Genomic DNA, 13,590 nt, shown 5'->3' with positions numbered 1-13,590 from the left:
CCGTATACTCGTCACCTGCACCCCTCAAGGAGCACGTTCAATGCCCTACCCCATCGAACACAAGCTGGTCATTGGCGTGGCCTCCAGTGCACTTTTCGACCTCACCGTGTCTGACGACATCTACAAGGCCGACGGCGTCGAGGCTTACCGCCAGCACCAGGAGCAAAACCTGGATGAGCCCTTCCCGAGGGGCGTTGCGTTCCCGTTCATTCGCCGCTTCCTCAGCATCAACCAGGCCTTCCCCGACCAACTCCCCGTGGAAGTGGTGTTGCTCTCGCGCAACTCGCCCGAAACGGGCTTGCGCGTGTTCCGCTCCATCAGCCATTACCAACTGGACATCACCCGCGCCGCCTTTATGTCCGGCCGCTCGCCCCACGAGTACATCCCGGCCTTCAACGCCTCGTTGTTTCTCAGCGCCAACGAAGACGACGTGCAGCGTGCCATCGACGCCAGCTACCCCGCTGGCCTGGTGCTGCCGACGCGCATCTACGACGATGAGATCGACACCGAGCTGCGCGTGGCCTTCGACTTTGACGGCGTGATCGCCGATGACGAAGCGGAAAGCGTGTACAAGCAGAACGACAACCTGGACGACTTCCAGGCCCACGAGCGGGCCCGCAAGGCCATCCCCCACCAGCCCGGGCCACTGGCAGACCTGTACCGCAAGCTCTCCCACATTCGCACGCTCGAAGACCAGAAGCTGGCACAAGACCCGAACTACAAACGCATCTTGCGCATCGCCATCGTGACCGCGCGCAACGCGCCGTCGCACGAGCGGGTGGTGACCACGTTGAAGGATTGGGGCGTGTCGCCGGATGAGTGCTTCTTCCTTGGCGGGATGGAAAAGCCCCGGGTGTTGTCGATTCTCAAACCCCACGTGTTCTTCGATGATCAACGCAGCCACCTGCAATCACCGGCCGGCGACCTGCCGATGGTGCATGTGCCGTTTGGGGTGGCAAACAGAAGTGGGCCGAAGCGATTTTCGAAACAGCCGGTGGAAACACCACAAAGCAACGCACTGGAGAAACTTGATTAGCCCCAGCAGGCCAGCGAGTTGGTAAACTCCAGCGGCAGTATTTGCCGATAACAGGAGTTTACGGATGCCATTTCCACTGACGGAACACACAGCATTGCTGGCCCTCAAGGGCGTAGGGCCAACCGTTGTCGCTCGCCTTGAGCAGATGGGGATTGATTCGCTGGCGATGCTTAGCGAAGCGAATGTCGATGACATTTTGGCCCAGGCATCAGCGGCCGTTGGCTCCACATGCTGGAAAAACAGCCCCCAGGCACGGGCTGCGATCAATGCGGCTATTCAGTTGGCGAAGGAAACCCAGTTGAATGCATCGGGGGCGCGAGAGTGAGTTGCCCTATTCGCTTGGCGAATGCAGACGATGCCGAGGGCCTAAGCCGAGTCGTGATAGCGGCCTTACGCGGGTCGAACGCGGCTGACTATGATGCCGAGACTATCTCGCGCATCGAGGCGTCTTTCAGTGCGGCGGCCATTCTTGAGATGCTGACTCGGCGGTTGGTGTTTGTGGGATTGATTGAGGATGAGGTGATTGCCACGGCCAGTCTTGATGGGGATGTGGTAAGAAGTGTGTTTGTCGAACCCCAGCATCAAGGGCTTGGGGTCGGGAAACAGATGATGGCAGTGATCGAAGAGGAAGCGATTGCGCGTGGGCTGAAGGTGTTGCGTGTGCCCTCCTCCATAACGGCGGAAGGGTTTTATGCAGGGTTGGGCTTTTGCACAGTGCGGGATGCGTTTTATGGGGAGGAGCGGACGGTTGTCATGCAGAAAACGCTTCCAGCGTTTGACCCTTCAGGCGGATCGCGTTTTGTGTGAAATCACCTAGACCTTGCGCTGGTATTTGCCGATCGCAAGCGAGTCATTAACCCTGCCTTTCAGTTAGTCTTGGTGCGGCTGTGATTGGGGCTGCTGTGCAGCCCATCGCAGGGGCCCCTTGGCCATACAGCCACCGTTATCCCTTGACCTGGCAAACACCATTGGCTCTGTTCTTGCCGGTGTACGAGACATCCGCCGAGCCGTCAGGGTTGATGGACAACGAAATGGTCACCCCACTGCCTTTAGCTTCGAAGTAGTTCTCGTTGAACGTCTTCAGCTTTCCTTCCTTGCCATTGATATAAATCGGACCGCCCTTGTCGGCATGGACCTCGATATTACCCGGGCATGTCGCATTCAGTAACGGAATGCCCGCCTGGGCTGCGCCAGATGCTGCCAGTAGTAAAGCCAGAATCACACGCCTCATCACCCGACTCCTGTTCGGTTGTGTTCGGTTTTGCCGGAATAGGCAGTAACTGCCCACTTCAACGACTCTTGTCATTCTAGCAAGTGGGCTGGGTCGCTGATTCATGGCCTCCCGGTGCAATTCGATGACTGAAGCCGGAGACGGGTCGACCCTGTCCTTGAGCCAAGTCAGGCACATCCGCGACAGCGAACAACTATTGCCCCCACCCAGAACATCACATCAAGATCGCTGGGGCTGTCGTCCCTAGAGATGAGCGTCCAGCACCTAATCAACGAATTCGCCCGCCAGTCCGCGGGAGTGAGGCCACATTCCCAGATGCTGCATTTAGTCAACAACGATGATCCACGAAAACAAGGCCAGGTTCTACGGCTTTGTACTGCAAGGTAAAGGAATTCCTGATCGTGAACCCTCGCCTCCACCGGCACTCGCCAACCCTATGGCTTCACTTTCAATCGGTTTATAAACTCCGTACCAAGGTGAACTCTCTTCGTCAGAGCCCTGTGAATAAACAAAACCATTTATGCAAACTACACCACCCCGTAGGCCAGCAACCGACGAAATTTTGAAAGCTGCAGGCTCAGCCGTCTGACCTATAGTTGGGAAAAACCAGATGACCACGCCAAACAAAAAACCAGCGACACCCACCAAGAACCCACCGAATGTGTAAAAACGTTGCCTCCGGTTGATAGCGTCGTGTATCTGCAACAACTCTCTGAAGTGGCTCGTTAAGGAATGGAGTGCAGAAGCTTCGCCCCCCAAGTCCTGACGCAGCCTCTCAAGAGATATCCGGGTATTGCTAGGAAGCCCTTCAAATGGCTCCTCTACCCGATATTCAGCTAGATATCCCTCTAGTAGTTTACGATGAGGCTTCACGTCATTTCCTTCCTCACGACCAACAATCACATCGCGAAGTACTTTCTTTACTTCCTGGAACGCTACCTGTTTTCCAACGTTACGGAGTTCTGCGATGTCGCAAATTTCGGCCCATGTTGGCTGACCCGCTTTAAGGGCACCTTTCAGGTCTTTACAAAACCCAAGCCGTCTAAAATGATCTTCAAGATCATCTATAAAGCGAATAAAAAACCACACACACCACGCCACAACCGCAACAAAAACACCCGCAAACACACCATCCAGCACCGTCACTTTGTGAAACTCCCTTCACTGTTTATCCCAACTACAATTTACCAACCGCGAATCCATTCATACTACTTTATGTGATCAGCCAGTCTTCACCCGGCATGATACGGCACATAAACTCGTCAAACAGCGGCACCGTAAACGCCGTATCACCATGACTCGGACTATATATCATCCCTTTTTCAATCAACGCGCTACGCAACGGTGCAAGCGTTGAAACTTTGCGTTCCAGCCTGGCCGCGATATCACCAGAGCGATGCGGGCCTGGCCCCATGTCTGCCATGCCTCGCAGATACTTTTTTTCGGCCGGTGTGAGGCGATCGAATCGAACCCGGAAAAAACTCTCATCCAATGTGGCGATGGCCTGTGCGGATGCAGCTTCAACATCGGCCTTGGTAATGGGGCTCTTCGTGGCCACATCCCACGAGTGCTTACCCCATTCCTGAAGAAAGTACGGGTAACCCAGAGTGTGTGCCAGTACACTCTCAACAGCGTCCGCCTCAAAGGCGACCCCTTCATTTTCTGCTGGCTTGACCACCGCGCGCCCTGCAGCATCCGCAGCAAGCGGGCCGATCTCAGGAAAATCAAAAAGCCGCTCCGCATAGGATTTGGCGTTTCCACACCGTCCACGTAACTGAGGAAGCCCCGCCCCCACCAGCGTGACAGGCAACTGCAATTGCGCGCATCGATGCAAGGCAGAAATCAGCGCGGCCAGCTGCTCCTCGGGTACGTATTGAAGCTCATCAATGAACATCACCAGGGCAGTATCAGCGCGTTGAGCAGCCTTGCCGGCCTCCTCAAGCAATGTCGCCAAGTCGCCTTCAAGATCTCCGTTATCAGCCAGACCGGGTTCCGGCTCAAAATCCAGCCCCACTTCAATGTCGGCGTGCGTAACCTTCAAAGACTTTGCAAAGCCGGCTAACGCGCGAAGCCCACGTTGTGCCAAGTCCCGAGCCGCTTCAACTCGGCTTAAACGCAACAACGCCAAACGCAGCTGAGGCGCCAACAGCGCGGGTAGCGAGCGATTTTCCGGCGCTTCCATACGTATGGCGTGAGCCCCAGCAGCCTCCGCTTCACTACGCATCTTCTCTAGCAATACAGTCTTTCCTACACCACGCAAACCCACCATGAGGATGCTCTTCGCTGCCCGTCCACGACGAATACGCGCGATAGCAACGCTCACCTGCGTTCGCAATGCATCCCGGCCGGCTAGCTCAGAAGGCGGCGCACCTGCTCCAGGAGAGTATGGATTTGCGACTGGGTCCATGATTTATACCGAGATTACTGAAGTTATCTTAATTCGATAACTTAGCTAACTTCGCTTGATTCGGCAATAGCTTTCCAAGGACAGCATCCTAGCTATGCGGTGCAGCTGCCCCGGCTCAAGATCGGCGCCCTGATCCGAGCCTGGATTGCTAGGTGGAGGGTTGCAATCCAACCGCCGCTTCTCGGATCATTTTCGCCAACACCTTTCTCGAGTTTGGATTCGGCCTTTTCCAGCCCAGGACTGGGCAGTTCAAATAAAGGGGCGCAGCACCACGGCGGTGGAATGCCGATAAACGCATTACCTCATGGCCGCATCAAAGGCTCGATACCGATCCATTTCTTCACAGGTTGGTAGCAGAGTTTGATCGGTGGAATCGGCAGTTTCTGGCCTTGAACCTCCAGCGCGCCCAGGTGGATGGTCCACTTGGAATGGGCATCGAACTTGTCCGTTTGGAAAATCACATAGGCGGAGCCGTAGCGTTTGTTGTTGGTGATCTTGGGGATGTTGCGGTGTACTTCGTCGCTGTTGATGTCGTAGGGCGATGGGCGCGCGGCGGTTGGGTAAACGAGCGGATAGTCGTAGGTTTTGTCGATGCCTAGGTACACCTCGGGCCGCGCCTGCAGGCGTGAGCCATCTTCGAAGGTGATAGAGGCCTGGCGGCTGTCGTAGAGGATCGGGATCGGCGGCTCGCCGCGGGTGGAGCTGGACGACGGACGCTGGCGGTTTTTGTTGTAGGCGATCAGTTGCACATAGAATTCACGCCGCGCGTACTTCTCGCCGGGGTACTCGACGTGCAGGACTTGCTCGATTGGCCGGTCGCTCCAGTGGGCGGCGTGGTCGTAGAGGTAGGTCTCCAGGTAGAGGGTGGTCTCCCCCTGCGGGCCTGGCACTTTGAATTGAAATTCGGATTGGCAAAGGTCTGCGTAGGCGGGGCGCTCGCGCTTCCAGGGGACGCAGGCGGCGAGTGTGGCCGCTGCCAGCAATACCATAAGCGATTGGGTGCATTTCACGTTGGACATACCCCTCCTTGGTTCGCGTTTTCTGTACGCTAGGACCCCCGATCTGGCTTAGGGGTTCAGGCCTCTGACCTGAGCGCAGCTTTAATCAGAAGGCAATCGTTATCAAGTGACACTCATGCAGGGAACCCGGCAGGAAAGCCCCTCGATGGAACGTAAAACAGCCCACGCAGCCACCTCCGACTGGGTCATACGCAGCGCTCAACCCGGCAGCGTAGAGCGGATCGAAGCATGGTTCGGTAGCCATGGCTACGATCCGCATCGTCACGACACCTATTCGATCGGCCGCACCCTCGCCGGCGTGCAGAGCTTTCACTACAAGGGGGCACTGTGCCACGGCGTACCCGGTAATACGCTGATCCTGCACCCTGACGAAGTGCATGACGGCATGGCCGGCACGGATGCGGGCTTTCGCTACCGCATGGCCTACATCGACCCGGCGCTGATCCAAAACGTGCTCAGCGGTGAGCCGTTACCCTTCATTGCTGGCGGGCTGTCCAGCGACCCGCGCCTGTACTGCGCCAGTGAAGCCTTCGTGCAGGCACTGGACCACCCCCTGGAAACACTGGAAGAGCAGGACGCCGTCTATGACCTGGCCATGGCCTTGCGTGCAGTCGGCGGCAAGCCACGCGGTCGCAAACGCCTGGACTACCGCTCGGCCGAGCGCGCCCGGGCATTCATCATGGAGCACCTGCACCTGGGCATCACCCTGGAAATGCTCGAACAGGCCAGCGGGCGCGAGCAGTGGAGCTTGTCACGGGACTTCCGCGCCCTTTACGGCACCAGCCCCTACCGCTTTGTCACGCTGCGGCGCCTGGACACTGTTCGGCGGCTGATGCTGGATGGCTTTACGCTGGTCGATGCAGCCCTGGCTGCAGGCTTTCACGATCAAAGCCACATGACCCGGCACTTCACCCGCAGCTATGGCGTGTCGCCGTTGCGCTGGCTGGAACGGCTGCGGCCTACGCGCTGACTTGCAGGATCGTACAAGCGCCGCGCGCTTTGGGTTCGATAGGCTGACTACCTCAACTACAGAGGATCCGTCATGTCCGACACCAACTTGCAACCTGTAAACCTGGCCCAAAAGGCTTCGCTGATCGATCGACAGTGGAGCCCGAGGGTGGTCGCCGAAATGAACGACTACCAGTTCAAGGTCGTGCGAATCGAGGGTGAATTCATCTGGCACTCGCACCCTGAGACCGACGAAGCGTTTCTTGTGCTTGAAGGCACGTTGCGCATCGACCTGCCCGAGGGCTGCGTCTATGTGAACCCGGGCGAACTGTATGTGGTGCCACGTGGGGTGGAGCACAGGACAGCGGCCCAGGGGGAGGCGAAACTGATGATGATCGAGCCACGCGGCGTGCTGAATACCGGCCATGAAGGGGGTGAGCGCACAGCCTTGAACGACGTGTGGATCTGAGTCGGCGCTGCTTCAGGGCGGCATTATTTAGGGCGCTTCAAGCGCAGCTCCATGGGTTGGGATGTCAAAGCCGAGCCCGGCCGCAAAGGTTCTGGCTCACCGACTGGGCAGAAGCCACTTGATTGGTACAGGTGCATTGCCGGGCTGTCTGCGCGGGTCACGCCCAAGCAGACACGCTCTGCATTGCGTGTTACAGCCCAGGCGATGGCGGCATCGAGTAATGCTCTGCCGGCGCCTGTTCCGCGAGATGAAGGACTCACCCACATCTGGAAAAGCTCAACGACAGGGGGGTCAGCGTCCAAGGATTTACACCACACCAAGCCACAGGGTTCAGTGTGCTGAAAGGCAATCAAGACGTGGGCGCTGGCGGACGCAGCAGCTGTAGAGACACGTGCTGCCCACGCTGAATCGTCTCTGGCAGCCTCATCTTCGTATTGGCTTGCGAAGGCATCGGGTGAGTCGATCAGTGCCTGTAAACGCAGGTCCCGGTAGACTCGCCATTCATTCGCCGCTAGTGGGTGTATCGACACCATGCTCCCTCCGGTTGATTTCCATATGCAATGAGTGACTTGTACATGAGGACCGGCGAGCTTGTCGAAGTGCGTACGCTTTTGCGCGATCCATACCGTTACGCGTAACGGCAGAATGACAGGCCCAACGCCGCCCCCTGTAGCGGCCCGATCGATCCAAGCAAAGGCCCGCGGTAGTAAGGCCGCTCCAGTTCCGCCACAATCGGCCACTCAGTTCAAGCTGGGACGCCCCACATGCTCACCACCCTCGCCATCGGCAACTACCGCTCGATCAACCACCTTGTGTTGCCATTAGGCCAACTCAACTTGGTGACCGGTGCCAACGGCAGCGGCAAATCCAACCTGTACAAAGCCCTGCGCCTGCTCGCCGAAACCGCCCAGGGCGGCGTGATCGAAGCGCTGGCTCGCGAAGGCGGGCTGGATTCGACCTGGTGGGCGGGGCCTGAGATGAGCGCACGCATGAAGCGCGGTGAAGTACCCATCCAAGGCCAGCACCCGAGCGACGCCAAACGCCTGCGGCTCGGCTTCGCCACCGAGGATTTCGGCTTTGCCATCTCACTCGGCCTGCCGATTCCCCTGCCCTATCCCAGCGCATTCATGCTCGACCCCGAGATCAAAACCGAAGCCATCTGGGCCGCCGGCGCGTACCGGCCATCGTCCTTGCTGGTTGAACGTAAAAACGCGATGGTTCGTGCCCGGGAGGGAAACAGTTGGACGGTACTCGATCAACATGCCGACAGCTGTGAGAGCTTTTTCAACATCGTTGGCCGGCCACGTCAGGCACCCGAGATCGGGGAGCTGCGGGCGTTCATCAACAGCTGGCGGTTCTACGATCACTTCCGTATCGACCGTGACGCGCCTTGCCGTCAACCACAGCTCGGGACTCGCTCGCCGGTTCTGCATCACGATGGGCGCAACCTTGCCTCGGCATTGCAGACCATCATCGAGATTGGTGAGGTTGAAGACCTCGTAGCGGCACTGGATGACGCGTTTCCCGGGAGTCGCCTGGCGATCGATGCGCCGCCTGGTGGGCTGTTCAGCGTACAGCTCCATCAGCACGGGCTTTTGCGCCCGCTGGGGGGTGCTGAATTGTCGGATGGGACCCTGCGTTATCTGCTGTTGATGGCAGCACTGTTGACGCCACGGCCGCCGTCTTTGATGGTGCTGAACGAGCCGGAAACCAGCTTGCATGCTGACCTGCTTCCTGCGCTAGCGCGGTTGATCATTCGCGCTTCGCGTCGTAGCCAAGTTTGGGTCGTATCCCACAGCGCCCCGTTGATCGAGGCGCTGTCGGCCTGTGACGGCTGCAATGTGCTGGAGCTGGAGAAAATCCAGGGGCAAACGCAGCTGCGCGGTGTTGGGCTGTTAGATGAACCGCTGTGGCGCTGGGTGGATTGATCGCGACCTGAACGCTCTTTCGGGACTGTCAGATTCTTGGTGTGCGGGCCGGTAACGGCCTGCCGTCAGGTAGCCGTGGCTGCAAGCCTGGAATGCCCCTTCGCTGAGTCAATTTTTTGTAAATTTTCAGTAAATTATTTTTAACATTTTCTTTTAAACAATTCTCATTTGCGTTAGTGTCCTGCCCCGATTGCATTCTGCCCCTGGAATCCAACCGCTCGACAAGGACTGTTTCACGATGCCATGCCCACCTTTTTCCCGTGCCCTGCTCACCGTCGCGCTGCTCACCGCGACAGCCGTCCAGGCCGAGGAAGCCCATGAGCTTGAACCGCTCCCCGCCACCGAACTGGAAGCTTCGTTCGTCACCGCCACGGGCGGCGGCACTGATGTGCGCGACGCGCCGGCCAGTGTCAGCGTCATTACCCGGGAAGAGATCGAGCGACAGCCGGTCTACGACCTGAACACCCTGCTACGCCGCATACCCGGCGTCACCGGGGGCTACGGCCCGGTGGGCGAGCAGTCGAAAATCAAGCTGCGCGGCCTCGACGACAAATACACCTTGATCCTGGTGGACGGTAAACGCGTCGGCAGTTCAGCCGACACGAATTACCGCCGTGATCTGGGTCGCCAGGACATCAACTGGATCTCGCCGAACATGATTGAGCGAATCGAGATCGTGCGCGGGCCGATGTCGTCGCTGTATGGGTCAGACGCCATGGGCGGGGTGATCAATATCATCACCCGCAAAGTGTCCCGTGAGTGGAGCGGCTCGCTCAACGTCAACACCACGATCCCCGAAGACTCCGACCGCGGTCAGACCAACCAGACCAGCGTTAACCTTTCTGGCCCTGTCACCGACTCCCTGGGGCTGCGCCTGGGCGCCAACCTGACTCGGCGCGCTGCCGACGAAGCCGCGCCGCGCCTCGATGCACTGGGTGACTTCGTTTACAACGACGGCGCCGGCGGCGCCAAAGACCACAGCGTCAACGCGTTGCTTAATTGGCAGATCAACGACAACCATGAGTTGTCCTTCGAAGCGATCCAAGGCGTCGAGCGTTCGTGGTCGTCGAAGAAAACCTACGGCGACTGGGGTGACACGGTAGGTGAGGCCTTCGGCGCCGGACGCCTCACCCGTGATAGCTTCGTGGTCTCCCACCACGGCGACTGGGGCTTTGGCACCTCGCGTATCGACGCTTACCTGAACAAGTTCAACAACGACCTCAGCGAGGGCAAGGCTAACTCGGAAGAAAAAATCGTCGAGGGTAGCCTTAACATCCCGTTTGACCTGTTGGTAAACCAGCGCCTCACCGTTGGCGGCCAGTGGAAGCGTGAGCAACTGACCAATACCGACACGCTGGGCACCGTACCCGTTGATTACCAAGGGGCAGCGGTGGGTGGCGCGGACCTTGAGGGCGACTACTCTGCGCTGTTCGTCGAGGACGAGCTGTTTCTGCTCGATAACCTATCGCTGACGTTGGGGAACCGCTTCGACCACAGCGACGAATACGGCAACCATAACAGCCCACGTGCTTACCTGGTCTATCACCCTCACCCTGACTGGACGGTGCGCGGTGGCGTGTCTCGAGGTTTCCGTGCCCCCAGCCTGAAAGAAGGCAGTGCTGGCGCGGCGACCAACTCGGGCGGTCGCGGTTGTACATCGCTACGCCCGCTGGGTTACGTCACCGGCAGTTGCTGGATGGCCGGCAACCCGAACCTGCGCCCAGAAATCAGCACCAACAAGGAGATTGGTGTCTCCTTCGACCGCGACGGTTGGGAGGCCAGCCTCACTTACTTCCACACCGACTTCGAAGACAAAATCGAGTACGCGCCGCTGGGGTATTTCCAGGGCCGTTGGTGGACCATGCTTGAAAATGCTGAGGAAGCCCGCACCCGCGGCTGGGAAGGCAGCACCAAAGTGCCGTTGTGGGAAAATGCCAGCTGGCGCACCAACGCTACCTACATGCTCGAAAGCCGCAACCTGTCGACCGGTGAAGACCTGATCAGCTCGCCGAAACTGTCGTTGTTCAGCGCTATCGACTGGCAGATCACCGAACGGATCGGCACAGAATTGTCAGCTCAGCACGTGGGCAAGCAACGCGGCCTGGGCACCGACTTCGTCAAGTCGTACACCACGTACGATCTGACCGCCAACTGGTCAGCCACCCGCTGGCTGACCCTGAACGTCGGCGTGCAGAACCTGCTGGATGAAGATCCACGTGATGACTCGACCAGCTTTTACGTACCCGGTCGGGCGTACTTTGCCGGGGTAACTACCTACTTCTAATTGGCAGCGGACAACCCAGAATTCGCACTTTTACGCGAATTCTGGGTGACTTGTGTGAGGCGCCGTCGGCGCTCAAGCAGCAGCGACCCGTTCGCCATCACCGCTGACCTCGAACTGCCCCACCAGCTTCTGCAGCTTGCCGGCATCCACCTTTACCTTCTGCGCGCTGTTTTGCAGCACCACTGCGGTTTGGCGCATCTCGCTGGAGGAGTGATTAACCTGCTCGATGGTCTTGCCGTACTCGATGCTGCGGCGGTTGAGCTGCTGGATGATGGCGAACATGCCCTCCACCGCCTGATGAAGTTGCACGTTCTCCGACGACGCATCCTCTGCCAGGCGCAAACTATCATCGACGTTCTGCACGCCCTCCTCCATAAAGCTCACCGCTTGCTGCGTTTCGCTCTGCAGGCCTTCGACCATGTGCCGGATATCGTCGGCCGCTCGTGCGGTGCGGGCCGCCAGGCTGCGCACTTCATCGGCCACCACCGCGAACCCACGGCCATGCTCGCCCGCCCGTGCCGCCTCAATGGCGGCATTCAACGCCAGTAGGTTGGTCTGGTTGGTGATGTCGCTGATCAGCCCGGTGATATTGCCAATCTGCGCCATGCGGCTGTCGAGCAGCTGCACACTGGAGGCCGAGCGGGCCACCACATCGCGAATCGATTGGGTGCCAGCCTGCACAGCCAGGTACTGCTCGCGGGCGCGGCTGACCACCTCGTCCATGGCCTGCTTCATCTGTTCGGCGCTGACCGACGCCTGCTGCAGCTCACCGAGTTGCTCCTCCATGATGATCATCATCTGGTGCACCGCATCGGCCACCTCGACAGAGCTCACGCTCGCTTCCTGGCTGCGCCCGAGCATCATCTGGTTGGTGCTGCCAACTGTGCGGCTGGCCTTGACCACCTGCCCCACCACGGCATCCAGGCGGTCGATGAAACTGTTGATCCAGCGCGCCATGTCGCCACTCTCGTCATTGGCCAGGGCGCCCGTGTCCAGGCGCTGGCGCAGGTTGCCCTCACCCTCAGCGATGGTACGCAGCACACCGCTCATGCCGTTCAACCTGGCCGCCAGGCGCCTGGGCCCGAGCACGCCGAACAGCAGCGTAGCGCCGAGCATGCTGAGGGCCTGGATGGCGTCGTTCACCCCCTGTGGCAATCCGGCGTAATGCTGCACCAGGTAATTACAGCCGAACAGCCCAACCATGGTCGCCACGTAGGGTTTCATTAACCGGTAGCTCAGCGAACGGCGGCGGTAGACCTCCTCCAAGTCTGCCTCGCACATCATGCCCCAGCGGTCGGGCGACCCTGGTAACTGGAAGGTCACGCCCTTGCCGACCACCGGCACATGGCGGTAGTCCGAATAACCCGGGTACGTCACGAACAGGTTGGCGCCACGCCGGATGGTTTCGCGCACGCCGGGGTGCAGCTCACGCGTGGCGGGGTCTGTGAAGCGCAGCTCCAACTCGGTATGGCGCTGCACCTGCACAGTGCTCCAGGGCGTACGCACGCCGCTCTTGAGGTTTTCACCATGGGTAAACGTCCCGTCTTCGAAGCGCGAACGGGACAAGGCGGTGCCTGGCTGCACAGTCGGGTCGAAGCGTGACTGCACCATGAACAGATAATTGTCGCCCGACTCGGCATAGATATGCCCGGCCTCGCGTTGGATCAGGTCGCCCAGCACATCATTGGGGACCCGGCCACACAGGCAGCCCAGGACTTTGCCCGCGTGCCTGATCGGTTGGTAGAACATCAGCGTCACCTCATCGTGAAAACGCGACGAGGACGGGCCGATCTGCAAGGTCAACGGGTCGCTGTAGGGCCCGTGAAGAAACGGCGCTTTCAAACCATGGGCCAACGCCGCGAGCTGCTCGATCTGCGTGCTGCCACGCTTTGGCCAAGTGGATACCCTGACGTTGCCAGTGCAGTCGATCACACTCAGTTCGGAAAAGTCTTCGGCCTGTGCCAGCTTGTCGAGTAATGCCGAGGGCTGCACATGAGCGAAGTCTGCTGCCAGGTATTCCGCCAACTCTGCCAGGTGATCCCATTGTTCGCGCGCCCAGTTGTGCAGCAACTGCACGCGCGTTTGGGCAATGGCTTCGAACGTCTGCTCGATTTCTCCATAGTTCGAACGATTGAGGCGGCACGCCCACCCCATGCTGAACTTGCCGGCTTTGCCGAACCAGGGCAGCCAGCCCCGCTCGCTCGATGACAACTGCATGGAACTACTTGAAAGCGACATTAAGTTCACCATAAGCGACACAGATGCCAA

13 protein-coding genes are annotated in these 13,590 nt (G+C 59.1%); 7 read left to right on the top strand and 6 right to left on the bottom strand.

Annotation, left to right across the window (positions count from 1 at the left end; genetic code table 11):
• Window positions 1-40: 40 nt before the first annotated feature.
• The 3 genes from OO306_RS04195 (at window position 41) to OO306_RS04185 (ending at window position 1,843) form a co-directional block, all read left to right on the top strand.
• The gene (locus tag OO306_RS04195; RefSeq protein WP_099428903.1) at window positions 41-1,036 is read left to right on the top strand and encodes a 5'-nucleotidase; all 996 of its coding nucleotides are present in this window, start codon (window positions 41-43) and stop codon (window positions 1,034-1,036) included.
• A gap of 64 nt (window positions 1,037-1,100) precedes the next feature.
• Window positions 1,101-1,361 (top strand): helix-hairpin-helix domain-containing protein, encoded by a 261-nt coding sequence (locus tag OO306_RS04190; RefSeq protein ID WP_265967830.1) that lies wholly within the window; start codon window positions 1,101-1,103, stop codon window positions 1,359-1,361.
• On the top strand, window positions 1,358-1,843 hold the full coding sequence (locus OO306_RS04185; protein ID WP_265967829.1) for a GNAT family N-acetyltransferase: 486 nt from the start codon (window positions 1,358-1,360) through the stop codon (window positions 1,841-1,843). Before OO306_RS04190 ends, OO306_RS04185 begins: the two co-directional genes overlap by 4 nt.
• A 136-nt stretch (window positions 1,844-1,979) precedes the next feature.
• On the opposite strand, the gene OO306_RS04180 is transcribed toward OO306_RS04185, so the two are convergent.
• The 4 genes from OO306_RS04180 to OO306_RS04165 form a co-directional block, all read right to left on the bottom strand.
• Window positions 1,980-2,267: a hypothetical protein gene (locus OO306_RS04180; RefSeq protein WP_265967828.1), complete on the bottom strand. Its 288-nt coding sequence runs from the start codon at window positions 2,265-2,267 to the stop codon at window positions 1,980-1,982.
• 363 nt (window positions 2,268-2,630) lie between these two features.
• A complete protein-coding gene (locus OO306_RS04175; RefSeq protein ID WP_265967827.1) occupies window positions 2,631-3,413 on the bottom strand; it encodes a hypothetical protein in 783 nt (260 codons plus the stop codon).
• Window positions 3,414-3,480: 67 nt separating this feature from the next.
• On the bottom strand, window positions 3,481-4,674 hold the full coding sequence (locus tag OO306_RS04170; RefSeq protein WP_265967826.1) for an ATP-binding protein: 1,194 nt from the start codon (window positions 4,672-4,674) through the stop codon (window positions 3,481-3,483).
• 302 nt (window positions 4,675-4,976) lie between these two features.
• Window positions 4,977-5,693: a hypothetical protein gene (locus tag OO306_RS04165; RefSeq protein WP_265967825.1), complete on the bottom strand. Its 717-nt coding sequence runs from the start codon at window positions 5,691-5,693 to the stop codon at window positions 4,977-4,979.
• Window positions 5,694-5,838: 145 nt separating this feature from the next.
• Between OO306_RS04165 and OO306_RS04160 the strand changes: the two genes are divergently transcribed.
• Together OO306_RS04160 and OO306_RS04155 are read left to right on the top strand one after the other, a co-directional pair.
• Entirely contained in the window at window positions 5,839-6,663 is an 825-nt protein-coding gene (locus OO306_RS04160; protein ID WP_265967824.1) for an AraC family transcriptional regulator, read from the top strand.
• A 72-nt stretch (window positions 6,664-6,735) separates the two neighbouring features.
• Complete coding sequence (locus OO306_RS04155; RefSeq protein ID WP_027596163.1) at window positions 6,736-7,110, top strand: cupin domain-containing protein; 375 nt, start codon at window positions 6,736-6,738, stop codon at window positions 7,108-7,110.
• A gap of 23 nt (window positions 7,111-7,133) precedes the next feature.
• On the opposite strand, the gene OO306_RS04150 is transcribed toward OO306_RS04155, so the two are convergent.
• Complete coding sequence (locus OO306_RS04150; protein ID WP_265967823.1) at window positions 7,134-7,643, bottom strand: N-acetyltransferase; 510 nt, start codon at window positions 7,641-7,643, stop codon at window positions 7,134-7,136.
• A gap of 231 nt (window positions 7,644-7,874) precedes the next feature.
• On the opposite strand from OO306_RS04150, the gene OO306_RS04145 reads away from it, so the two are divergent.
• Entirely contained in the window at window positions 7,875-9,038 is a 1,164-nt protein-coding gene (locus OO306_RS04145) for an AAA family ATPase (RefSeq protein WP_186679892.1), read from the top strand.
• A 238-nt stretch (window positions 9,039-9,276) separates the two neighbouring features.
• Window positions 9,277-11,322 (top strand): TonB-dependent receptor, encoded by a 2,046-nt coding sequence (locus tag OO306_RS04140; RefSeq protein WP_265967822.1) that lies wholly within the window; start codon window positions 9,277-9,279, stop codon window positions 11,320-11,322.
• A 72-nt stretch (window positions 11,323-11,394) separates the two neighbouring features.
• Here OO306_RS04140 and OO306_RS04135 read toward each other — a convergent pair whose 3' ends face one another.
• Entirely contained in the window at window positions 11,395-13,560 is a 2,166-nt protein-coding gene (locus OO306_RS04135) for a methyl-accepting chemotaxis protein (protein WP_265967821.1), read from the bottom strand.
• Window positions 13,561-13,590: the final 30 nt, after the last annotated feature.

It is taken from the genome of Pseudomonas sp. DCB_AW (genome assembly GCF_026240895.1).
Classification (GTDB): domain Bacteria; phylum Pseudomonadota; class Gammaproteobacteria; order Pseudomonadales; family Pseudomonadaceae; genus Aquipseudomonas; species Aquipseudomonas kermanshahensis.
Note: the sequence above shows the minus strand (reverse complement) of the source record. Positions and strands in the feature narration are given on the sequence as shown.

Bases quoted from the DNA above. Each gene is read 5' to 3' on its own strand.
- OO306_RS04195 (WP_099428903.1), top strand. From the start codon at position 41: ATGCCCTACCCCATCGAACACAAGCTGGTCATTGGCGTGGCCTCCAGT.
- OO306_RS04190 (WP_265967830.1), top strand. From the start codon at position 1,101: ATGCCATTTCCACTGACGGAACACACAGCATTGCTGGCCCTCAAGGGC.
- OO306_RS04180 (WP_265967828.1), bottom strand. From the start codon at position 2,267: ATGAGGCGTGTGATTCTGGCTTTACTACTGGCAGCATCTGGCGCAGCC.
- OO306_RS04170 (WP_265967826.1), bottom strand. From the start codon at position 4,674: ATGGACCCAGTCGCAAATCCATACTCTCCTGGAGCAGGTGCGCCGCCT.
- OO306_RS04165 (WP_265967825.1), bottom strand. From the start codon at position 5,693: ATGTCCAACGTGAAATGCACCCAATCGCTTATGGTATTGCTGGCAGCG.
- OO306_RS04160 (WP_265967824.1), top strand. From the start codon at position 5,839: ATGGAACGTAAAACAGCCCACGCAGCCACCTCCGACTGGGTCATACGC.
- OO306_RS04155 (WP_027596163.1), top strand. From the start codon at position 6,736: ATGTCCGACACCAACTTGCAACCTGTAAACCTGGCCCAAAAGGCTTCG.
- OO306_RS04150 (WP_265967823.1), bottom strand. From the start codon at position 7,643: ATGGTGTCGATACACCCACTAGCGGCGAATGAATGGCGAGTCTACCGG.
- OO306_RS04145 (WP_186679892.1), top strand. From the start codon at position 7,875: ATGCTCACCACCCTCGCCATCGGCAACTACCGCTCGATCAACCACCTT.
- OO306_RS04140 (WP_265967822.1), top strand. From the start codon at position 9,277: ATGCCATGCCCACCTTTTTCCCGTGCCCTGCTCACCGTCGCGCTGCTC.
- OO306_RS04135 (WP_265967821.1), bottom strand. From the start codon at position 13,560: ATGTCGCTTTCAAGTAGTTCCATGCAGTTGTCATCGAGCGAGCGGGGC.